The sequence below is a fragment of the Pseudomonas khavaziana genome, from assembly GCF_036704165.1.
GTDB classification, from domain to species: Bacteria; Pseudomonadota; Gammaproteobacteria; order Pseudomonadales; family Pseudomonadaceae; genus Aquipseudomonas; species Aquipseudomonas khavaziana.
The window spans coordinates 1,841,700-1,863,864 of the sequence record NZ_CP129946.1 but is presented as its reverse complement, the minus strand read 5'-3'; the positions used below and the strand labels follow the sequence as shown (position 1 = coordinate 1,863,864).

Annotated in this window: 22 protein-coding genes and 1 tRNA gene; 7 read left to right on the top strand and 16 right to left on the bottom strand. The window is 56.5% G+C overall.

Annotation, left to right across the window (positions count from 1 at the left end; genetic code table 11):
* Nucleotides 1-421 precede the first annotated feature (421 nt).
* The gene (locus QYQ93_RS08240) at nt 422-1,714 is read left to right on the top strand and encodes a tyrosine-type recombinase/integrase (RefSeq protein ID WP_338476696.1); all 1,293 of its coding nucleotides are present in this window, start codon (nt 422-424) and stop codon (nt 1,712-1,714) included.
* Nucleotides 1,715-1,736: 22 nt separating this feature from the next.
* Here the strand turns inward: QYQ93_RS08240 and QYQ93_RS08235 are convergent, their stop codons facing one another.
* The gene (locus tag QYQ93_RS08235; RefSeq protein WP_338476695.1) at nt 1,737-2,456 is read right to left on the bottom strand and encodes a hypothetical protein; all 720 of its coding nucleotides are present in this window, start codon (nt 2,454-2,456) and stop codon (nt 1,737-1,739) included.
* A gap of 861 nt (nt 2,457-3,317) precedes the next feature.
* The gene (locus QYQ93_RS08230; protein WP_338476693.1) at nt 3,318-4,523 is read right to left on the bottom strand and encodes a hypothetical protein; all 1,206 of its coding nucleotides are present in this window, start codon (nt 4,521-4,523) and stop codon (nt 3,318-3,320) included.
* A gap of 381 nt (nt 4,524-4,904) precedes the next feature.
* Between QYQ93_RS08230 and QYQ93_RS08225 the strand changes: the two genes are divergently transcribed.
* Nucleotides 4,905-5,615 (top strand): hypothetical protein, encoded by a 711-nt coding sequence (locus QYQ93_RS08225; protein ID WP_338476692.1) that lies wholly within the window; start codon nt 4,905-4,907, stop codon nt 5,613-5,615.
* Nucleotides 5,616-5,872: 257 nt separating this feature from the next.
* On the opposite strand, the gene QYQ93_RS08220 is transcribed toward QYQ93_RS08225, so the two are convergent.
* From QYQ93_RS08220 to dapA, 7 genes are all read right to left on the bottom strand, one after another.
* Nucleotides 5,873-6,589, bottom strand: a complete 717-nt coding sequence (locus tag QYQ93_RS08220) for a hypothetical protein (RefSeq protein WP_338476691.1) — start codon at nt 6,587-6,589, stop codon at nt 5,873-5,875.
* Nucleotides 6,590-6,666: 77 nt separating this feature from the next.
* A complete protein-coding gene (locus QYQ93_RS08215; RefSeq protein ID WP_338476689.1) occupies nt 6,667-7,149 on the bottom strand; it encodes a hypothetical protein in 483 nt (160 codons plus the stop codon).
* Nucleotides 7,150-7,619: 470 nt separating this feature from the next.
* A tRNA-Ser gene (locus QYQ93_RS08210) sits at nt 7,620-7,709 on the bottom strand.
* A gap of 83 nt (nt 7,710-7,792) precedes the next feature.
* Complete coding sequence (gene purC / locus QYQ93_RS08205) at nt 7,793-8,506, bottom strand: phosphoribosylaminoimidazolesuccinocarboxamide synthase (protein WP_338476688.1); 714 nt, start codon at nt 8,504-8,506, stop codon at nt 7,793-7,795.
* A gap of 27 nt (nt 8,507-8,533) precedes the next feature.
* Nucleotides 8,534-9,292: an MBL fold metallo-hydrolase gene (locus tag QYQ93_RS08200; protein WP_124376864.1), complete on the bottom strand. Its 759-nt coding sequence runs from the start codon at nt 9,290-9,292 to the stop codon at nt 8,534-8,536.
* 4 nt (nt 9,293-9,296) lie between these two features.
* Nucleotides 9,297-10,412, bottom strand: a complete 1,116-nt coding sequence (bamC, locus tag QYQ93_RS08195) for an outer membrane protein assembly factor BamC (protein WP_338476687.1) — start codon at nt 10,410-10,412, stop codon at nt 9,297-9,299.
* Nucleotides 10,413-10,429: 17 nt separating this feature from the next.
* Nucleotides 10,430-11,308 (bottom strand): 4-hydroxy-tetrahydrodipicolinate synthase, encoded by an 879-nt coding sequence (dapA, locus tag QYQ93_RS08190; RefSeq protein ID WP_043046403.1) that lies wholly within the window; start codon nt 11,306-11,308, stop codon nt 10,430-10,432.
* A 262-nt stretch (nt 11,309-11,570) separates the two neighbouring features.
* Between dapA and QYQ93_RS08185 the strand changes: the two genes are divergently transcribed.
* Entirely contained in the window at nt 11,571-12,131 is a 561-nt protein-coding gene (locus QYQ93_RS08185; protein WP_003189463.1) for a glycine cleavage system protein R, read from the top strand.
* A gap of 10 nt (nt 12,132-12,141) precedes the next feature.
* On the top strand, nt 12,142-12,615 hold the full coding sequence (locus QYQ93_RS08180; protein WP_043046400.1) for a peroxiredoxin: 474 nt from the start codon (nt 12,142-12,144) through the stop codon (nt 12,613-12,615).
* An 18-nt stretch (nt 12,616-12,633) separates the two neighbouring features.
* On the opposite strand, the gene QYQ93_RS08175 is transcribed toward QYQ93_RS08180, so the two are convergent.
* The gene (locus QYQ93_RS08175; protein ID WP_338476686.1) at nt 12,634-12,873 is read right to left on the bottom strand and encodes a sulfurtransferase TusA family protein; all 240 of its coding nucleotides are present in this window, start codon (nt 12,871-12,873) and stop codon (nt 12,634-12,636) included.
* 95 nt (nt 12,874-12,968) lie between these two features.
* Between QYQ93_RS08175 and QYQ93_RS08170 the strand changes: the two genes are divergently transcribed.
* A complete protein-coding gene (locus tag QYQ93_RS08170; RefSeq protein WP_043046396.1) occupies nt 12,969-14,402 on the top strand; it encodes a M48 family metalloprotease in 1,434 nt (477 codons plus the stop codon).
* Nucleotides 14,403-14,469: 67 nt separating this feature from the next.
* Here QYQ93_RS08170 and QYQ93_RS08165 read toward each other — a convergent pair whose 3' ends face one another.
* From QYQ93_RS08165 to rpoE, 4 genes are all read right to left on the bottom strand, one after another.
* Nucleotides 14,470-15,906: a DegQ family serine endoprotease gene (locus tag QYQ93_RS08165; RefSeq protein ID WP_043046394.1), complete on the bottom strand. Its 1,437-nt coding sequence runs from the start codon at nt 15,904-15,906 to the stop codon at nt 14,470-14,472.
* A gap of 235 nt (nt 15,907-16,141) precedes the next feature.
* A complete protein-coding gene (locus QYQ93_RS08160; protein WP_338476685.1) occupies nt 16,142-17,101 on the bottom strand; it encodes a MucB/RseB C-terminal domain-containing protein in 960 nt (319 codons plus the stop codon).
* A gap of 16 nt (nt 17,102-17,117) precedes the next feature.
* The gene (locus QYQ93_RS08155) at nt 17,118-17,705 is read right to left on the bottom strand and encodes a sigma-E factor negative regulatory protein (protein ID WP_043046391.1); all 588 of its coding nucleotides are present in this window, start codon (nt 17,703-17,705) and stop codon (nt 17,118-17,120) included.
* Nucleotides 17,706-17,737: 32 nt separating this feature from the next.
* Nucleotides 17,738-18,319 carry an RNA polymerase sigma factor RpoE gene (gene rpoE, locus QYQ93_RS08150; RefSeq protein WP_003172477.1) on the bottom strand — a complete coding sequence of 194 codons (582 nt, stop codon included), beginning with the start codon at nt 18,317-18,319 and terminating at the stop codon, nt 17,738-17,740.
* Nucleotides 18,320-18,780: 461 nt separating this feature from the next.
* Here rpoE and nadB point away from each other — a divergent pair, with 461 nt between their 5' ends.
* A complete protein-coding gene (gene nadB / locus QYQ93_RS08145; RefSeq protein WP_043046390.1) occupies nt 18,781-20,397 on the top strand; it encodes an L-aspartate oxidase in 1,617 nt (538 codons plus the stop codon).
* Here nadB and QYQ93_RS08140 read toward each other — a convergent pair.
* Nucleotides 20,366-20,812 carry a protein YgfX gene (locus QYQ93_RS08140; protein ID WP_043046388.1) on the bottom strand — a complete coding sequence of 149 codons (447 nt, stop codon included), beginning with the start codon at nt 20,810-20,812 and terminating at the stop codon, nt 20,366-20,368. The two genes, nadB and QYQ93_RS08140, sit on opposite strands and share 32 nt — an antisense overlap.
* Entirely contained in the window at nt 20,796-21,050 is a 255-nt protein-coding gene (locus QYQ93_RS08135; RefSeq protein ID WP_043046387.1) for a succinate dehydrogenase assembly factor 2, read from the bottom strand. Before QYQ93_RS08135 ends, QYQ93_RS08140 begins: the two co-directional genes overlap by 17 nt.
* Nucleotides 21,051-21,189: 139 nt before the next feature.
* Between QYQ93_RS08135 and QYQ93_RS08130 the strand changes: the two genes are divergently transcribed.
* Nucleotides 21,190-22,131: a YgfZ/GcvT domain-containing protein gene (locus QYQ93_RS08130; RefSeq protein ID WP_043046385.1), complete on the top strand. Its 942-nt coding sequence runs from the start codon at nt 21,190-21,192 to the stop codon at nt 22,129-22,131.
* Nucleotides 22,132-22,165: the final 34 nt, after the last annotated feature.

Below are 22,165 nucleotides of genomic sequence, written 5' to 3'. Positions count from 1 at the left end.
TATTTCGGGTGTCCCGTGGGGAGCTGGCCATGGAGAACGTACAACCACCATTTAATGGCGAACGGGGAAAAATCAGGCAAGAGATGGAAAATCGGCTGAAGGAGTGAAGATGATGAATGCAACCACGGTACTGAGCCATGGCCTGCCCAACGATGACTAAGCAGTCATGAGCAACCGCCAAGAGCTTTATGCTTGAATGCGGTATACCCCTTACTCAACTCGCAGAAGGCGAGCATCACAAGAGGATCCCGCCCGGTACAGAAACAAGAAATAGCGCAGGTGCCATCGCAACTAAGCAAGAGCGATAACCAGGGGGGCAAAGCAAACTCTAAAACCTAACGGCGGAACAGATGGGAACAAAATCACCAGATACAAAAAAGTCCTGATCCAGTCACTGAAGACTGGCCTTCGATCCGAAGCCATGACCCTCCGCCTCTCCGTTCTCGCTGGTTGGAAAGACCGTGTTGCGGAGGATGCTCACGACTTCAACAACATAATCCGCCAACTCAAGATCGACACGGCCCTTGGCGAAACGAAAGCACCATTGCTGGACATTGATCCGGCTCTCCTAGAAGAGTTTCGGCAGTTCGTTTTCAGCGATACCGAGACTGGGCGCCGTCGCAAAGCTGAAGCAGAAGCCGTTTACGCCATGCAGGGAAAGGATGGTGAACTAGCTGCTCACGACCTCGCTCATAGGATGGTGCTGGAGATGTGGGGCGGGTTGATTGCTCACAAGAATGACTTCTCTGCGACTGAAGCCGAAGAGGTGCAAGCGATCCTGACTGACCCGACCGCCCATAAGGTCAAGTCTCCGATCACCAAGCCGCGTATCGCCACTTTCCGTCAGCACCGTGAAGCACGGAATGTTGCCACCAAGACGATAGATCAGCAGCAGTCGAAGCTAGAGAAGCTTTCAGCGTATTTAGGTAAAGAAGGGAAACCTCTCGACTTCGATGCCGTGTCAGCGTGGCTCGACTCCCTCAAGTTGGCGAGCAAGACCCTCACCCAGTACCTGTTAACAGGTAACGTATTCTGGAAGTGGGCGATGAAGCATGACAATCGCTGGCGTGAAGACTTCAAGGATAAGGCCAACCCATTCGAAAACCATGAGCTACCGCAAACCCGTGGTAAGGAACGTGCAGACCGTCAGCGAAAAGACTTCCAGCCGAAGGAAATTGCAGAGCTTCACGCTGCCGCGTTAGCCGCTGACCACACGACACTGGCTGACCTGATCCTCTTGGGTGCGTACACAGGCGCCCGCATTGAGGAGCTTTGCCAGTTGAGGGTTGACCACCTGATTGAGCCGGATGGAATCGAGAGCTTCGACATTGTTGATTCGAAGACCGCAGCGGGCATCCGTGTCGTACCTGTACACCCTGCCCTGTCGAGAATTGTCGAGCGTTTGAAGGAGGAGTCGAAAGACGGCTTCCTCATCCCTTCCGATAGCAAGAACAAGTACGGCATACGGTCTGACGCGCTCTCTAAGGCGTTCGGTAGGCTAAAGGAAGCTCAAGGTTACGGTGCCCAACACGTCTTCCATTCGATCCGTAAAACGGTCATCACTCAGCTTGTCAGGGCCGAAGTGCAAGGTACGCTAATCGCTGAACTGGTAGGTCATGAAACTGGAATCGTGACATTCGATGTTTACTCACAAGGTGCGAGCACGGCACAGAAGCTGGCAGCAATCTCCAAGCTCCCTTCCCTGGCAGCTTGAAAACGCCTGTCAACGAACCTCATCACAAAGGCAAGAAGGACATGTCGAAATCCGGGTGAAGTACATATGCCCGACCGTCTGGAGACAAGGAAACGACCCTACCGCCGTAGCTGGCGTAGTACTCATTAACGAGCTTACGTTTCACCAGCACATCAACGGCACCTTCAGTCTGAACCACAGTAAATTTGATCCTTTGGCTGAGACCTATCACATCGCACTCCTCGTTGGAGTTGTCGTAATACGCGACGGCAGCAAGGACGACACGTTGATGCTCAGTTAGAACTTGTTCCTTGGAAGTCTGTAGCTCAGCAATTTTCGCGATGGCTTCAGCTCGCTCCGATTCAGTAGCTTCCAGTTTCTTACGTGTGACTTTCAGCTCCTTCATGGTCGCGTTCAGCGTGGCATCTACGGCGTTTAGCTTCCCGATAGCATCCCTCGCCTTCGCATATGCCTTTTCCTCTTCGGACTTTGCAACGCCCACCGCGAGACGTTTTTCCGAGAGCGCCCATACCCCGAACACGATCGCCAGTGTTGAACCGATCCCCGCAACCCAAAACAACCACAGATGTATCGGTATCGTCTGGCTTAGCCATGCTCCCACCGCCGCGAACATTGAGGTAAAAAACGAAACGTCGAAGTAGCTCTCGACCATCTTTGTCACAGGCACAGCTGCGACGGTTGCGACCGTCCACCCTGCAATTTTCTTCAATCCAGAGCCCTGCTTTGCGTTGTCCGTCTGCATGTCTCACCTGTACCTATACCTGCCCAATGTCGCGGATGTTAACTGAGTCGTTCGTCTGAAAGCCAACCAGAGCAGCGCATCCGGGAAACACAACAATTTGAGCGTCACGAGTGCCCATATCCCACGTGCCCCTCAGAGACAAAAAACTCACCTAAGCAAGGGTTACCGTCGGGCACGATAACTTTTGATGTCTACGGGGGCAGGTGTGCCCGTTGAGACCATCGCGGAGATGCTTCAGAAATTGTTCGTTGGCTCGGGCAGTGACTAATCTGGTCAGGCCGCCAGCCTCGATTAACTGAAAGTTGGATGCCCCAAAAAACTCGTTAGAAACTATCAATAAACGCGAGCATAACCTGCACTGGATTCGTCATGCTCCAACCTCCAACTTCCATTCCGCCCAGTGTTTGCTAAGTTAATTGACACTCTGGGCTAAGCATGGCGCTTTCTCTTCGATGAAAACTGGTTTACGGAAAAATGGCACGGTGCTTCATGGACCCAGAATGGACGTAGCCCGCCAATGAGCGGGCATTTTCATGCCCTCACGCTGTCACAGAGCGTCATACAGCCCCGACAAGATACGTTGATACGTCACTGCACGCGTGTCCAACACCACCTGCTCACACACTGCAAACAGCGTCACAGCCAGCTACAGAAGGCAAGTCGAGCGTAGGGTGCCCATCATTTATTTCTGCTTTTCCCAGCTTTTAAAACAGGGTGGCCGTGTTTGCGTTTAGTAGCTCAGGCGATAACCCCGTTTTCCAAACGCCACCCCCCATCACATTATTTTTGCCAGCTAAATTTGAAGCAGCTCCAACAATGCAAAGTCTCTCCGGGCGGCGGCGGGGTTTTATGCCGTAAAGGTCATTCGCCCGATGGAGACTCTGATGTCATGAATTCACTTTCAAAGAACATAAAACCCTCTATAGCTCTTGAAGAGAAAAGCACCCCCATTCTACTCATCTTTTCGCTATACCCAAGATCACGGACGCTCATGATGAGTTCAATCTGATCTTTAACCTTCTGCGAGAGCAGTGACAATAAATAGGAGATAAACTCCCGAACGATAGAGTAGCTAGCCTCTATATGGTCAAGCTTAACACTTTCGATTCTAACACCAAGAGTGTCCTGCCATAGATCGCCATACTCATACTTTACTGGCACGTTACCATTAAAGTACACATCACCGATTTTTAGCTTATTTACGTTAAAGTTTCCGTGCAGCAAATCGTTTCTGTCATTCATGAGCTGATAGAAGTTCCTACAAGAGACATGCGAATGATCAACGGGCCGCTCAAATCCCATGCAGTTAATGTGCAGAAGTTGCAGTCTATTTGATATGGTGTCTGAGACAAAATCTCTGTACTTGATATCGTCTTCCCTTATCTCGCTTTTGGCTAGTGCGAAGATTAAGAGATTGATGAAGGTTTCTGCCTGTACAGGAAGCATGCATCTCAAGCCGAACGCCAGTCCGGTGCCGAAGGTGTATCTTTCAGCCATTTTTGAGAATCTTTCTTGATAAGTTTTCAACTCATCTGCGGAAGTTGGGGTATGCACTCTATCTACTGCTGGTGATAAGTTAAGCTCTCTCAGCTTGTTGAACTGAATCTCAATCGTTGATTCTATGCTGTGGTAAGGATTAACAAACTCAGTCCACTTTTCAAGCTGCGTGCGAATGGCCGTCATCCGTTTGCCATAAGCACCGAGGTCTGCCTTGATTTGCGATACAAGATTAGCTTTAGTAATCTCTGACCGGTTAAAGTTTCCTAAAAACTGAACCTCGGTCCGGTAGTTATGACCTTGAAACATGACCATGCCGTCATCATTCATCAAAGTCCATTCCCAATGTACCAAGTTGTCAGAGGAATCATTCCTCAAAAAATTCATGAAGCCATTAGGTGGACCATACTTGGCATATAGGTAACAGTAGATGCTTATTGGTCTGATTTCGTTTTTTAGAATCCAGCCCGAAAAGCCTTTTGGCTGACGCTTTTCAATCAGGATTTTAGCCAGCAACTTAGGCGGAATCACTTCGAGCTTTAGGAAGTAGTTCTGATGCTCTTCGTCCAAGGTTAGCTCCTGATTTTATGAAAAGGCGTTAGACCGTCTTGGCTTTTCGGATGTCTCGGCGAAGTACCGCTAAGCAGAACGCCATCTTTGCAGAACGATCAGGCGTTGAAAAGAATGACCCACCTTATACAGAGGTCTAACAGCAACCTTGCTTGATCAGCCGCCCTTTACAGAGGTTGCCGCCAGCTTCTGGGCAGGGCTCGCCCCCTTCGAATACACATCGTGCGTCTCGCACCGATCCTGCCACACTCTCAGGAACACAGCTCTGTTTACCACACAGCTCCCCAAGACCGCCTCATCATGTGCCGTGGAGCCTTCAGGGCAGCAAAGAACTGGGTGATAGACCTTTCGCTTATACGCCATCTCCATAGGAAACCAGTAATGCTTTACATGATGCTACCGCTAGATAGGCATTTTGACTCAGGGTTTGGTGCAGTCGCAGACTCGTTCAGGGACGCTGCTGACGCTCTTGAAGACTCCAGAGAGAGCACCCCAACCTTGAATGCTCATCTGCCAGTGAGCTTTCTCTACCGGCACGCTATAGAGCTTTTCCTGAAGTCAGCGATCATCATTTTCCACAGGAAACTCAACATCCCGTACGGCGCCATACCAGCAAGCGGCGAACCTCAAATCCCTGTCGGGGATAAGTGGAAGCCCATGCATAACGTCCACGGCCTTCAACCGCTTTATCAACACTTCTGCTCGCTTTTTGAAGACCACGCCGAGTACCTAGCTATCCACACAAACACAGATTGGAGCTTACCCACCGAGCTAGGGCAATGGATCAGTGAAATCGAGGCAACGGACTCATCAAGTACGTTCTTCCGCTACCCAGTTACAAAGGACAAGGAAAAAGACAAACAGAAGTCCGTCATCCGGGAGGACGATTACGATGCCCTGCTTTCAAGAATGGGACAGCACCAAAAACCGACCAAGACGCTACTGATGCTTGATCAGCATGACAACCTGGTCGAAACGTTCTCACACGACGACACACAGGCCAAAGAGATCATCCACACGTTGAAGCAGGTGGCAGAGATTTTTTCCAATTGCCACGCGGCATTGGCAGGCGAACTAACCGGAGGAGCCTGAACCTAGTTAGCCTATCGTTCGCCCGTGCACACGCCAGCAATGATTTGACCTGAGACGCCTGAGTCAACACTGTAGGTTAACCGGTGGTGCCGGGAATGCAGTCGTGCCGTTCCACACCCATCGAGCAGTCCAAAGGGTGGTTGGCACATTCTGCCAGAACCAACAGAGCAATCGCCCCAATCCATACCTTCATGATCATTCTTTTGGTGTGTGGTGACACGACGTTATCGGGGCTATGACAGGATCATTGGCGTGCATCAGTCTAAAAGCTTTGACTCTGGCTCATGTCCGATCATTGGATTCTCGGTATCTGATTGCAACTGCTCTGCACGAGCCTGCGACTTCCACCCAATATCGACTATCTCTTTGATCCTATCCACAAATGGCTTGGCGCCCTCGCCCAGCTTGCCTAGAGCCACACCAGCATCCCCCATCAATTCGTAGAAGCGACTGATGTCGGACATTTTCTTGTGTAACTCCGATTGCATCTTCTCAAGGCGCTTGAGCATGCGTTGCTTGTGGCCTTCATCCAACTCGGTGTTTGCACTCACCATCTCACGCAACTCATTTATCAGTTGCTGGATACGCTTCAAGTCACCATCGGTGAACTCGTATCCAAATCCATTCGTCAATGTAACGGCGAATTGCTTCTTCAAGCTATCAAGCTTGCTGGCGGAGGTTTGCCCAATCAGTTCGTGTTGTACATCCTGCAAAAACTTCCGCAGGTTGCCGCATACATACTCCATGCCGCTATCTACATCAGGCGTCGCAACGAGGTGCGAAATCAGAGATTGCTCCTCTAGATGCAGAACAATCGCAGCGGCCTCCATCAAGACGCCATGATCTTCCTCACTCCAACGGCCATCGTAATTTCTGTCCGAATCCGCTGTTTTCAACGCGAAACGGCAGACGCTGATGCCCCCTTCAGTTGGGTTGTCACGCACTTGCTGAAGCACTTCGTTAGGGATTGCCATAACTCATCCGTAGTTTTGGTTGATGGGTATCAATTTGCCACACGTTCGAAGCCTTTAGGACTGAGGCATGGCGAGAGTCAGTGAACGCTCTTCCATACCTCAACAGCGAAATATCCCAACAGCAGCAGCCCGGCCCCTATCCCAAATATGAGAGTAGGCACCAAGAACCACAGCCAAAGCTTATTGATCCTGACATTGTGCAAGGACGAAGCCGCATCGATGATTTGCAGGACATTTGGCCCGCGTACCGTCTTGATAATCATCTTATTGATACGGTTCAGATGTACTGTGCCCCAAGTCATCTTGGTCACTTCCCAAGAGATGAAAAGCAGGAGGGACAGCAGAGCAAGCAGGCCGCTCAGTGCGTACAGCCAGCTTGGAAGCTTGGTCACCAGTGTCGACCAAAACGCAAAATATCCAGCGTACCCAGCAACCAAAATGAGGTTTGTGTAGCTGGTTGACTGCGTCATGTGCTTTTCAGCCATCTGCATCATCATCGCGATATTTTTGTCACGCTCGCAGTCCTGCTGAAATCTCTTGATGTCGTTGATCTCATTCACTACCGACTCCACCGCATCCTCCATGGTCTCATGCCAATTACCCTCACCTCGCCTCATAACGCCCCCTTAACGACTATCGTCCATGTGTAATTTCTTGAGGTTATCCGCAAGCATTGCAAACCGCCATCAGTTGCCCGAATAGCACAGAAAACACTGCTACATTGAAAGCTCATTCACTGGGGAGTACAGGAACAATGCCTATCCGTCGAAGCGGAAATTTTGACCTCAACGCTGGCGTTGTGCAGCTCACACGAGAGAAGCTTGCAGGCTTCCTTGACGAGACAGAGCTTGCTCAGACTGAGGTCAAGCTTGAGGGAGGGAAGATCAGTTTTGTGGCCCCCCAATCCGTACTGGAGAAAATAACTCAGCACTTAGGGCAGCCAGCGGGAAGATTGAGTAGTACACACGAGTAGTACAACCCAAAAAGAAAAACCCCCGTAACTCATTGAATTACAGGGGTTTTCTGAATATGGCGGAGAGATAGGGATTCGAACCCTAGGTACCGGTGAAGGTACAACGGATTTCGAATCCGTCCCATTCGGCCACTCTGGCATCTCTCCAACGGCGCGCATCATAACAGTGTGTTTCACGGAAGCAAACCCCAAAGGTGATTTTTTTCCGTGCTATCAGATGCTTGCGTCGATTACAGCGGTACGCCGAGGCGCTTGGCGACTTCTTCGTAGGCTTCGATCACATCACCGAGGCCCTGGCGGAAGCGGTCTTTGTCCATCTTCTTCTTGGTGTCCTTGTCCCACAGGCGGCAGCCGTCGGGGCTGAATTCGTCGCCCAGGACGATGGAGCCATCGTGGAACACGCCGAATTCGAGCTTGAAGTCCACCAGCAACAGGCCGGCGTCGTCGAACAGTTTGCTCAGCACCTCGTTGACCTTGAGGGACAACTCCTTCATGCGCGCCAGTTGTTCAGCGGTGCCCCAGCCGAAGGCCACGACGTGGGATTCGTTGATGAACGGGTCGCCCTTGGCGTCGTCCTTCAGGAACAGCTCGAACGTGTAAGGGTTGAGCTTGAGGCCCTCTTCCACACCCAGGCGCTTGACCAGGCTGCCGGCGGCGTAGTTACGCACGACGCATTCCACCGGGATCATATCCAGCTTCTTGACCAGGCACTCGTTGTCGCCCAGCAGTTTGTCGAATTGGGTCGGGATACCGGCCGCTTCGAGTTTCTGCATGATGAAGGCGTTGAACTTGTTGTTCACCATGCCTTTGCGATCAAGCTGTTCGATGCGCTTGCCGTCGAACGCCGAGGTGTCGTTGCGAAACAGCAGGATCAGGCGGTTGGCGTCGTCGGTCTTGTACACCGACTTGGCTTTGCCGCGGTAGAGTTCTTCACGTTTTTCCATGATGGGCTCCGCTTTGAGTAAGGTGGGCTAGGCGATGTGTCGCCAGTCGAGCCCTGAATCTTGATCGGCCAGTTGCAGCCAGTCCGGGTCGCACCCAAGGGTGTCGACAAAGCATTGCCGGGCAAGCGTCGGCAGGTTGTTCTTGCTGCTCAGATGGGCCAGGACCAGGTGTTGCAGGTCTTGCCAGCCCAACTCATACACCAGGTACGCCGCCTGGTGGTTGTTCAGATGTCCCAGCTCGCCGCCCACCCGTTGCTTGAGGAAGTAGGGGTAATGACCGCGCGCCAGCAGGTCTCGGCAGTGATTGGATTCGATCATCAAGGCATCGAGGTCCCGGTAACCGTCCAGCACCTTGGCGCAGTAGGAACCCAGGTCGGTCAGCACGCCGAAACGCCGCTGACCGCCACTGAATACATACTGCGTCGGCTCTTGTGCATCGTGAGCGACTGCAATGACATCGATGCTCAGCGCTCCGATTTGCAGTTGCTCGCCACCAGCCAGGAAGCCTGCGGGTTCAACGGGTTTGCGCATCCCGCGCAACGTGCCACGACTCAAGTACACCGGAAGATTGTAGCGCCGAGACAGCAAACCCACGCCATGCACATGGTCGGCATGTTCGTGGGTCACCACAATTGCGCTCAGCTGCGTGGGGTGAACCCCCAGGCGCAGCAGGCGCCGCTCGGTTTCCCGCAGGGAGAAACCACAATCGACCAGCACATACGTGTCGTCATGGGCGACCAGCGTACCGTTTCCTTGGCTACCGCTGCCGAGAACGGCAAAACGCACCGGATCAGCCCAGGTTGTCTTGAATCACGCCCAACACTTTGCGCGCTGTTTCAGCTGGCGCCACGGTGTTGATGTTCTTCTCTACAGTGACCTGCACGCTCTCGCCAACCTTGCTCAAACGAACCTGGTAGCGCTCGGCGCGGGTTTCGACCTCTTCCTTGGTCGGCGCGCTGCCGAACAATTTGCCGAAGAAACCTGGCTCGTCGTCTTTCTTCTCGGCCTTTTCAGCCACGTTGATGTAGTAAAGGCCCAGGCTGCGGTTGATGTCTTCAACGCGCCAAGGGCCCTGCTCCAATGCACGGCCGACACTGGCCCAGGCACGATCGAGGTCTTCACCCAGGTTGAGCACCACGTTACCGCTGCCGTCTTCGGTGAGGCTGACACGGCTAGGGGTGTCGTAATCACGGGCGGCGAGCAGAGAAACGGAACCGCCCTTCTCGGAGATACGGCTCATGCTGGCCAGCATCTCGTCGACCAGCGCGGCATCGACGCCGGTATTGACCGAACGAGGCGTGAAATCAACGTTGGCAGTGCTGCCGGCGGGACGCTCGGCGCTGACCACATAGACCTCACTGGTATTACGCTGCACACCCGGCTCGATGCGCACACGCACACGGGCTTCGCTGTCGGCGGCTACACCGCCGGCCAGCAAGCGCTGAGCCATGTTCGCGGACAACTCACGACCTTGCTGCCATGCCGTGGTGAACTCACCGGTCTGCGGGCGTTGCTGGTCGATGCTAAAACCGTTGTCCTGGAAGAACTGCACCGCAACCGGCCAGACTTCGGCGGGTGGGCGCTGGGCCACGATCCAGCGGTTGTCGCCGCTTTTCTGCAGGCTATAGTCGCTGGCATCCGCCACTGCGGTAATCGGCTGTGGACGCGGCACCACGTATTCGCCCTTGACGGTGTCGTCGGCGACGTTGCGTGGAATCGGCAGCAACGGGTCAAGGCGCTTGGCGACATTGACATCAGGCGGCAGTTGCATCGGTTTGGTTGCTTGCGCTTCCAGGTAATCGCTGCCACGGTCACGGAAGTAGCCTTCCGGGCCCCATACCCAACCGCAGCCACTGGTGCTGGAGATAATCAAGGCAAGTGCGGAAAGTCCGGCCAATCGCTTCATGCGTAGTGCTTCCTCAATTAAACCAGGACGCCGGACTGGCGCAGGGCCTGTCGCAGCGGTTCGTGACAGGCTTCGCTGAGGCGGGTGAGCGGCAGACGGATACCGTCCGGCATCAGGCCCATCTCAGTCAGCGCCCATTTCACGGGAATAGGATTGGATTCGATAAACAGTGTCTTGTTAAGCGGCATCAACTTCTCGTGGATCGCGCGAGCGGTGGCTGCATCGCCCGCAATGGCGGCGGCGCACATGTCGCTCATGGCGCGCGGGGCCACGTTGGCGGTCACGGAGATGTTGCCCTTGCCGCCCAGCAGGATCAGCTCGACAGCGGTGGCGTCGTCACCGGAATACACCAGGAAGTCGCTGCTCACGCCGGCCAGGATGTCCTTGGCGCGCTGCAGGTCGCCGGTGGCTTCCTTGATGCCGATGATGTTCGGCACGGTGGACAGGCGGATTACGGTCTCGGCCTTCATGTCGCACGCGGTGCGACCCGGTACGTTATAGAGGATCTGCGGGATCTGGACGGCTTCGGCGATGGCTTTGAAGTGCTGGTACAAGCCTTCCTGGGTCGGCTTGTTGTAGTACGGGGTTACCAGCAGGCAAGCGTCGGCGCCGGCCTTCTTGGCGTTTTTGGTCAGCTCGATCGCTTCACGCGTCGAGTTGGCGCCCGTACCGGCGATCACGGCAATGCGGCCCGCAACGCGCTTGACGACGAATTCGATCACCTGGATGTGCTCTTCCACATCGAGAGTGGCCGATTCACCTGTGGTGCCGACCGCCACAATGGCGTTGGTGCCCTCTTGCAGGTGGAAGTCCACCAGTTTGCCCAGGCTGTCCCAGTCGAGACGACCTTGTGCATCCATGGGTGTGACCAGTGCCACCATACTGCCCGCAATCATGCAACCGCTCCTGCCGGAAAAAGAGAGCCGTAATGGTACTGGCGCCAAGATGCTTGTACAAGCGAAGTACCGCGTGAGGATGCGTTCTGGACCAACTAAACGTCGGGCAATGCCATCATTGGGCCAAAGCACTGCCGCAAGCCGACCGATCACACAATGAAAACGCCACCTCCTAGCCCTTGGCGACGGTTTTCGCTACCCTTCATCCTTTGATCGATACGGCCCACACGGTATCGACCGCTCATCGCTTTAGGAAGGCTGCATGTCCACCCCCACAGTTCGCGAACAATTCCTTGTTATCAGTGCCCTCGGCGCCAACCCCATGGAGCTGACCAACGTCCTGTGCCGCGCCAGCCATGAAAACCGCTGCGCCGTCGTGACCTCGCGCCTGACCCGCCACGGCGAGTGCAGTGCGCTGGTCTTGCAGATCTCCGGCTCCTGGGACGCCTTGGCGCGCCTGGAAACCGGCCTGCCGGGCCTGGCCAAGAAACACGACTTCACTGTCAACGTGGTGCGCAGCGCCGCCTTGGAAAACCGCCCGCAGGCCCTGCCTTATGTAGCGTACGTCAGCTCGGCCTACCGTTCGGACATCGTCAACGAGTTGTGCCAGTTCTTCATCGACCACAACGTCGAGCTGGAAAACCTGACCTGCGATACCTACCAGGCGCCACAGACCGGCGGCACCATGCTCAACGCTACGTTCACCGTGACCCTGCCGGCCGGCGTGCAGATCAGCTGGTTGCGCGACCAGTTCCTGGACTTCGCCGATGCCCTGAACCTCGACGCCTTGATCGAGCCATGGCGCCCACAGAACCCAATGTAAGGAAACACCCATGCCGGTAGCCATCGACAAACCCGTGGCCGATTTCGAGGCCCAAGCCACCAGTGGCCAGACTTTCAGCCTCGCGGCCCTCAAGGGCAAGCAAGTGGTGATCTACTTCTACCCGAAGGACAGCACCCCAGGCTGCACCACTGAAGGCCAGGGTTTTCGTGACCAGTACGCAGCGTTCAAGGCCGCCAACACCGAGGTGTTTGGTGTGTCGCGTGACAGCGTGAAGTCCCACGAGAACTTCAAGGGCAAGCAGGAATTCCCCTTCGAGCTGATCAGCGATAAAGACGAGGCGGTTTGCCAGCTATTCGATGTGATCAAGCTGAAGAAGCTGTACGGCAAGGAATACCTGGGCGTGGATCGCAGCACATTCCTGATCGACAGCGAAGGTGTGCTGCGTCAGGAATGGCGGGGCGTGAAAGTACCGGGGCATGTGGATGCGGTGCTGGCCGCGGCGCAGGCGCTGAACAAGGCCTGATCTCGCGCTTGCAAGCCTTCAGGCCTTGCGCAGCCAATAGCGGTAAACGCCAGCTACTTCTTCTTCCCGAACCAGCGTATGGCCCGCCAGTTTGGCAAAGGTGCGAAAATCGCGTTGGGAACCTGCATCGGTGGCGATCACCTTAAGCACGGCCCCGCTAGCCAAACGATTGAGTTCCAGCTTGGCCTTGAGCAGAGGCAGCGGGCAGTTGAGGCCGCTGGCATCGAGTTCGGCGTCAAAGGCTGCAGCGTCGGTCATGGTGTTACTCCAGGCAAACATTTGGGTTGCTTAGAATATCTGGTCCCAAGCTCAGTGTCCGGCTACAGTAAGCTCTTTGTCGAAAGGCTTTGTGCATGACTTTTTTGCGCCCTACCCTGCTGACGCTGGCCTGCCTGCTGGCCTCCCCGGCCTTCGCTGACGAGCTGCCGTCACTTGGCGACGCCAGTTCTGCCATTGTCTCGCCCCAACAGGAATACCAACTGGGCCGCGCCTGGCTGGCCTACCTGCGCGGCCAGGTGTCTCAGCTCAATGACCCACAACTCAAGGATTACGTCGAAACCAGCGTGTACAAGCTGGTAGAGACCAGCCAGGTCAACGACCGGCGCCTGGAATTCATCCTGATCAACAGCCCGCAGCTCAATGCCTTTGCGGCACCTGGCGGGATCGTCGGAGTCAACGGCGGCTTGTTCCTCAATGCCCAGACCGAAGGTGAATACGCATCGGTACTGGCCCACGAACTGGCACACTTGTCCCAGCGCCACTTCGCCCGGGGCGTGGAAGCGCAGTCACGCATGCAGCTGCCGATGATGGCCGCCCTGCTCGGCGGTATCATCGCCGCCGCCGCGGGTGCAGGCGACGCGGGTATCGCCGCGATTGCCGGCTCACAAGCCGCAGCGATCCAGGAACAACGCCGATTCTCCCGGCAGAACGAACAGGAGGCCGACCGTATCGGCATCCTCAACCTGGAGAAAGCCGGCTACGACCCGCGCTCCATGCCCACCATGTTCGAACGCCTGATGCGCCAATACCGCTTCGACGCCAAGCCACCGGAGTTCCTGCTGACTCACCCGGTGACTGAATCGCGAATCGCCGATACCCGCAACCGCGCCGAGCAGGCCAAACCCGGCGGCAAGGAAGACAGCCTGCGCTATCAGTTGATTCGCGCACGGGTGCAATTGAAGTACGAAGACACGCCAGGTCTTGCCGCCAAGCGCTTCCAGGCCCAGCTGGACGAGAACCCCAAGAACGATGTGGCGCGATACGGCCTGGCCATCGCACAGATCAAGGGCACCCAACTCAAGGAAGCACGGGAGAGCCTGGCACCGCTGCTGGCCAAGGCGCCCAACGATATCACCTACAACCTGGCGCAGATCGAGCTGGACATCACCAGCAACCGCATGCCGGACGCACAGCAACGTACCGACCGCATGCTCTCCCAGTATCCCAGCAACTACCCGCTGAATCAGGTGCGAGTGGACTTGTTGCTTAAGCAGAACCGCACCGCCGATGCGGAGAAAGCATTGGACGGGCTGCTCAAGTCCCGCCCGGACGATCCGGACGTGTGGTATCAGGTCGCCGAGACCCGCGGCTTGTCCGGCAACATCATCGGCCTGCACCAGGCTCGTGCCGAATACTTCGCCCTGGTGGGTGATTTCCAGCAAGCCATCCAGCAGTTGGACTTTGCCAAGCGCCGCGCTGGCAATAATTTCCCACTGTCCTCGCGCATCGATGCCCGTCAGCGTGAGCTGATCGAACAGGAGCGCTTGGTCAAAGGCATGATGAGCTAAACCCATCGGCCACAAAAAAGCCCCGCTGTCGTTAACCGACAGCGGGGCTTTTTTGTGGGCTAGTAGATTACTCCGCCAGCTTGAAGGTGATGAAGCTGGCTCGACCTTGACGCAGGACGCGCATCGACACCGAACGATTCTTCGGCAACGCCTTGGCGATGTCGGTGAATTCCTTGGTGGAGTCGATCGCCTGGTTGTTCAGATGGGTGATGACGTCGCCAGGCTGCAGGCCGATCAAGGCGGCCGGGCCGTCCTGGACTTCCTTAATGACGACACCGCTCTGCAGGTCGAAGGTTTTCTTCTGCTCGGCGGTCAGCTCAACCACGGCAATACCCAAGCGGTTGCTGCTGCGCTCGGCACCTGGCTTGGCATTGCCCAGGGCATCCAGGGTCGCACCTTCTTCCGGGATGGCGCCGACGGTCAGCTCAACGTTCTGGCGCTTGCCGTCACGGATCACTTCCAGCTTGGCTTTGCCGCCGGCCTTGAGCGCGCCGACCAGATGAGGCAGGTCGGCCGACATGACAATCGGCTGGCCATTCATGCTCAGGATCACGTCGCCGACTTTCAGGCCGCCCTTGGCTGCAGGGCCATTGTCCTGAATCTGTGCAACCAGCGCACCGGCCGGCTTGTCGAGGCCGAAGGACTCAGCCAGATCTTTGTTCACTTCCTGGATGACCACACCCAACCAACCCCGGCTGACCTTGCCACCGCTCTTCAACTGGTTGGATACGTCCATGGCCACGTCGATCGGGATCGCAAAGGAAACGCCCATGAAACCACCGGAGCGCGTGTAGATCTGCGAGTTGATCCCCACGACTTCGCCAGCCAGGTTGAATAACGGACCACCGGAATTGCCCGGGTTGATCGGCACGTCGGTCTGGATGAACGGTACATAGTTTTCATTCGGCAGGCTGCGACCGATGGCACTGACAATGCCCTGGGTTACCGTATGGTCGAAGCCGAACGGTGAACCGATGGCTACCACCCATTGGCCGGCTTTCAAGTCCTGGGATTTACCGAGCTTGAGGACAGGCAAGTCCTTGCCATCGATTTTCAGCAGCGCCACGTCGGAGCGTGGGTCGGTACCGATCAGCTTGGCCTTGAGTTCACTGCGATCAGCCAGGCGTACGAGAATTTCGTCGGCATCGGCAATCACGTGATTGTTGGTGAGGATATAGCCATCGGGCGAGATGATGAAGCCGGAACCCAGCGACTGGGCTTCGCGCTGACCTCCGCCGCCACGAGGGGCGCGTGGTTGCGGCATGCCGCGCTCGAAGAACTCGCGCAGCATGGGCGGCAAGCCTTCCAGATCCGGCATCTGCTGGTTCGATACTTTGCGATCCGGCAGTTTTTGCGTGGTACTGATGTTCACCACCGCAGGCGAGGCCTGCTCCACCAATTGGGTGAAGTCAGGCAGTTCGACTGCTTGCGCAGGCAAGGCCTGACCCAGCACCAGCACCGTGGCGACTATGGATAGGTAAGACTTCAAACGTGGTATCGACATACAGCTCCCGTTACGACGAGCAGGGTTAAGCGACAGGGTTCAATAAATGCCGGAGACTGCGACCGGCACTTTTGTCCCGCGAACAAAACAAGGCCAGGGCCATCAAACCCTGACCTATAAAAAACATAGGGAGTTTTTGCAAGTGAAAATGCTGATCCAGAGATTTCATACACTCAGCACCCAACCAAAGATGGGCACAGATTGAAAGATCAGCATGAACGCAGGATTAACAATTTCATGGCTTGGCAGCAGCCTTTCCACTACGCACCGATAAGGCGATACGCTCAGCAGTGCCGATAGGGATTTCGCCCACCACCGTCACCATCATTTCACCTTCCACCGTATTCAAACGTCGGGATACGGCTACGGTTGGCCCAAGCTGAGCACGAGTTTCATTCACATCAGCACCTTTTGCTGACTCCAGAAACACGGAAAAACGCGCGAGCCCATCGTCATACATCAGGCTATCGACGGTGGATTTGGTCTGGGTATCTTTGCGCGTGACAGCACTGATCTGTTGGAAGCCAGGCGGCAGCCAATCCAGATGCCACACCTGGGGAGCCGGCATGTCGGAGGTTTTAGAGGAGGCTACAGCGACAGGCGAACACTCGCGGCCAGGCTGCAAGTCTTGGTCGGACGGAACGGCGCGGGTATCCAGGCGCGTATACTGAAAGCGCTCCAATAACTGCCCCTGATCATTGAGCAGCAAGGATTTGAGCGGCAGCGCGGTTTCACGATCCAGGTGCAATTCAAAACCATAGCGATATTGATCACGCGGGCTGATCGACACGATCACCGCATTACGACCGGCCACGCGGGATTTGCCGATAACGGCCAATTCGTAGAATTGAGTGAGTTTTTGTGGATCGAGTGCACGCAAAGGTGCATCAGAAGAGTTCGCCAAGCCAGCAACCAGCACACCGCTGACACACTGAGTGCGACCGTCTACCCTGAGGGCTTCCTGGGCAGCGCCATCAAGCTGCAACAAGCGCTCACGTACATGGCCATCCTGGACGCGATGCCAGATGTCATGGGTAGAAAAACTGCCATTGCGTTCGTAGACAAACGTGCCTTCAAAGCTTTGCTGCTGCTCTGCACGCCCAAGTCGAGTCAGCCAGTCTTGGGCTTCATCGGCATGGGCGGATAGTGCAAACCAACTACTGAGCCAAAGCGTAAGGAGCGGTATGGCGCGCATAGGGCTCCTTAGCGGATCAGCGGTTTTCCTGGCTTGCTGCGCGAGCGTATGGCAGAGCACTTTCAGTGCCTTTCGAAGCCGATTCCTGCGCATGTTGACGCAGGTAGCCTGGAAGACGCTGGTCCTGCCAACCGGATTGCCCTTGAAGCACACCGTTAGCCATAGGGCCGGTGGTATCGGAGCTTTCCTTGTAGCCTGCCAGTACAGCCGGACCTTTGACTTGCGGACCGGCCATGACCGGTTGCTGAGTCTGTTGGGCCAACTCGTTGCCAGCAATCTCGTCCTGGTTGTACAGGCGAACACCAGCGAGCACAGCGACGGTGACCGAAGCAGCTACTGCCAGGCGACCCAGGCTACGCCATGGACCCCGTGCAGCTTTTGCCGGAACGGCTTCATCAGCAAGCGCAGCAGAAACGGCCGCAGCAATATCCAGACGAGGGATTAGAAGATCCTTGTGCATCACCGCCCGAGCGACTTGGTAACGAGACCAGGTATCACGGGTTTCGGCATCATCAAATGCATTGAGCACCCGACGAAGTTCCAGTTCATCCGCTTCGTTATCCATCACTGCGGACAGCGATTCCTGCAGGGCATCACGACTCATGGCGGTTCCTCTCTTGGCTGTCGCCGCTGTCTTTAGTTTTCCTGCAACAAAGGTTGCAAGGCTTTGTCGATGGCTTCCCGGGCCCGGAAAATCCGTGACCTTACAGTCCCCACCGGACATTGCATGACGCTCGCAATGTCTTCGTAACTCAGACCATCAAATTCACGTAAAGTTAACGCCGTACGCAAATCTTCTGGCAGTTGCTGAATTGTGCGATGGACGGTGCCTTCGATCTCGTCGCGCAGCAATGCACGCTCCGGCGACTCGAGATCTTTGAGGCCGTGATCACCATCGTAAAATTCTGCATCTTCTGAGCTGACATCACTGTCTGGTGGGCGGCGGCCGCGAGACACCAGATAGTTCTTCGCCGTGTTAATGGCGATGCGGTAGAGCCACGTATAAAACGCACTATCACCGCGGAAATTTCCCAGTGCACGGTACGCCTTGATAAAGGCTTCCTGTGCAACGTCCTGCGCTTCATGGGTGTCGTGCACAAACCGCACGATCAACCCGAGAATTTTGTGCTGGTATTTCAGCACTAGCAGATCAAATGCTCGCTTGTCGCCGCGTTGTACGCGCTCGACCAGCTGCTGATCCTCTTCCTGGGTTAGCATGAACACTCCTCGTTGTACTCGAAGGAGGCTTGCATAACTAAACGATCAGGCTTGCAAACATAGACTCGGGCTTTTCGCAAAAGTTCTCCCCCTTCAAGCAAGTTTCCGGCATGCACTGATTTGGCACACACGAAAAACGCAGCCCGGGCGGCGCCGGCTGCGCGAATAATCTTGTCGCCGGTTTCGTGACGCGTCCAATGCTCCCGACGGGCCAATAAACTCAACGTCTTCCCAGCTTTCGGGCAACCTGCTATTGAGTCGGAACCCATGCAAAAAGTTCCCGCCTCGCCAACCGGCCATTTCCCAAAGCTGCGCAGCATAATCTCACAATGCCACGTGTGCGTGGCTATTGTGCCGCTCCCCCCCTCTATATACTAGTGGCCCGTGTGACCCTTTGATTCGCCGATCCAGGCGTCCTGTTTGCGCCGCTCCTTCGGATCGCTTTTTGCGGAATCCATTCAATGAGCCAACAGTTCCAACACGATGTCCTGGTAATCGGCAGCGGCGCGGCCGGCTTGAGCCTTGCGCTGACCCTGCCCAGCCACCTGCGTATTGCGGTCTTGAGCAAAGGCGACCTGGCCAACGGCTCGACATTCTGGGCCCAAGGCGGCGTCGCCGCGGTGCTGGATGACACCGACACGGTGCAATCCCATGTTGAGGATACCCTCAATGCCGGCGGCGGCCTGTGCCATGAAGAGGCGGTGCGCTTCACCGTCGAGCACAGCCGGGAAGCCATCCAATGGCTGATCGACCAGGGCGTGCCGTTCACCCGCGATGAACATGCCGGCAGCGACGACGGGGGCTTTGAGTTCCACCTGACCCGCGAAGGCGGCCACAGTCATCGGCGAATCATCCATGCCGCCGACGCCACCGGCGCGGCCATTTTCAAGACGCTGCTCGAGCAGGCTCGCCAGCGTCCCAATATCCAATTGCTTGAACAACGCGTCGCCGTCGACCTGATCACCGAAAAACGCCTGGGCCTGGCGGGCGAACGCTGCCTCGGCGCTTACGTACTCAACCGTGCCAGCGGCGAAGTCGATACCTACGGCGCACGCTTCACTATTCTTGCCTCGGGCGGCGCGGCCAAGGTCTACCTCTATACCAGCAACCCCGACGGCGCCTGTGGCGACGGCATTGCCATGGCCTGGCGCTCGGGATGCCGGGTGGCCAACCTGGAATTCAACCAGTTCCACCCCACCTGCCTGTATCACCCCCAGGCCAAGAGTTTCCTGATCACCGAAGCCCTGCGTGGCGAAGGCGCACACCTGAAGTTGCCCAATGGCGAACGCTTCATGCAACGCTTCGACCCTCGCGCCGAGCTGGCGCCGCGCGATATTGTCGCGCGCGCCATCGACCATGAAATGAAGCGCCTGGGTATCGACTGCGTATACCTGGACATCAGCCACAAGCCCGAAGCCTTCATCAAGACCCACTTCCCGACAGTCTATGAACGTTGCCTGACCTTCAATATCGACATCACCAAAGGCCCGATCCCGGTGGTACCCGCTGCGCACTACACCTGCGGTGGCGTAATGGTCGACCAGCATGGCCGCACCGATGTGCCCGGCCTGTACGCCATCGGCGAAACCAGTTTCACCGGCCTGCACGGCGCCAACCGCATGGCCAGCAATTCACTGCTCGAGTGTTTTGTGTATGCACGCTCAGCCGCAGCCGACATCCTTGAACAACTGCCCCGCATCCCGGTACCGGCCGCCCTGCCCCGCTGGGATGCCAGCCAGGTGACCGATTCGGACGAGGACGTGATCATCGCCCACAACTGGGACGAGCTGCGGCGCTTCATGTGGGACTACGTGGGGATCGTGCGCACCAACAAGCGCCTGCAACGCGCCCAGCACCGGGTGCGCTTGCTGCTGGATGAAATTGACGAGTTCTACAGCAACTACAAGGTCAGCCGTGACCTGATCGAATTGCGCAACCTGGCCCAAGTGGCAGAGCTGATGATTCGCTCGGCCATGGAGCGCAAGGAAAGCCGGGGCCTGCATTACACCCTCGACTACCCGCAGATGCTGCCCGAAGCCCGCGACACTATCCTGGTGCCAACCACCTACGGCGGCTGAACTTCAGACGTACCCGCAGGCGCCGATGTACATCGGCAGCCTGTGCGTCCTGCGGCACACAGATCGAACGCACTCGCCGCTCACCCTGCACTCGGTAGCGCAACACAACGATCAGCGGCAACGCGAGGCTGTCGGGACGCAATTGCACCGCGTGCCAACCGTGCGCGGCACTCCATAACTGCCAGCCATCGTCGTCACGGCGCAGGCCACGAATCGATGAACGGTGAGTGAGCAGGATATGGCGCGGCAGCACCCAGGTGCAGTGAGCCAGGCATAGCAGGATGCCAAGGCTTGAATAAGGCAGGTTCAGCACCAGCAAGCTGCCCAGCGCCATCAGCTGGGCAAGCAGATACGCCGCCAGCAACAGGCGTGAAGCCTGCCAGCGGCATTCGAAGCGATTACTTGGGCTGGACACGGTCCAGAATCTTGCGAACCATGCGCTGCAGTTCCGGATCTTCAGATTCGGAGCGCTCCATGAACCAGCCGAACATATCCTGGTCTTCGCACTCAAGCAGCCTGACGTAGAGATCGCGATCGACTTTATCGAGCGTCGCGTACACCTCTTTGGTGAACGGCACCAACAACACATCCAGCTCAAGCATGCCACGACGGCTGTGCCAGAAGAGACGATTGATTTCTACATCTTCGACCATGGAGCCCTCCTCAAATAGAGCGCCAGTATACAGCCCCGGCGACACCGGGACACTCGGCTTTGGTCGCCCATACGGAAACTATCCATTTGCCGGGCGCCCCTCTATGATGCACCCATGACTTTTTGATGTGCGATGACCCATGGCTGACTCTGCGTTTTTCTGTTCACTGACCCACGAAGGCGTGCTTGCCGTCCGTGGCTCCGATGCTGCCAAGTTCCTGCAGGGACAACTGACCTGCAACCTCAATTACCTGAGTGACACCCAGGCCAGCCTGGGCGCGCGCTGTACGCAAAAAGGCCGTATGCAGTCCAGCTTTCGCATCCTGTTGCAAGGCGACGGCGTGCTGATGGCCATGGCCACCGAGCTGCTCGAACCACAGCTGGCGGACCTGAAGAAATACGCGGTGTTCTCCAAATCCAAGCTCACCGACGAAAGCGCCGCCTGGGCGCGCTTCGGCCTGGCAAACGCAGACGCTCCCCTGGCCGCCCTTGGCCTGGCACTGCCGGCCGAGACCGACAGCGTAGTACGCACCGATTCGCTCATCGCCATACGCGTCTCCCCTAACCGTGCCGAACTCTGGGTACCCGTAGAGCAAGCCGACGCCGTGCGCAGCCAACTGGCCGCGCAGCTGCCACAGGCTGACTTGAATGCCTGGCTGCTCGGCCAGATCCGTGCCGGTATTGGCCAAGTGATGCCGCAGACTCGCGAGCTGTTCATCCCACAAATGCTCAACCTGCAGGCCGTGGGTGGCGTGAGCTTCAAGAAAGGCTGCTACACCGGCCAGGAAATCGTCGCGCGCATGCAGTACCTGGGCAAACTCAAGCGGCGCCTGTATCGCCTGAGCCTGGAGGCGGTCGATCTACCCGAGCCAGGCACGCCATTGTTTTCACCCAGCCACAACAGCGCGATCGGCGAAGTCGTCATCGCGGCAAAAGCGGACCAGTCGATTGAACTTCTCGCCGTGCTGCAAGCCGAAGCTGCCGACAATGGCGACGTGCGCTTGGGCACCTTGGAAGGCCCTGGCTTGCGCCTGCTCGACCTGCCCTACCAATTGGACCGTGATCGCGAGATCCAGCGTTAATTGCCGTACCTTTTTGCAGCACCCTAGAGAGCAT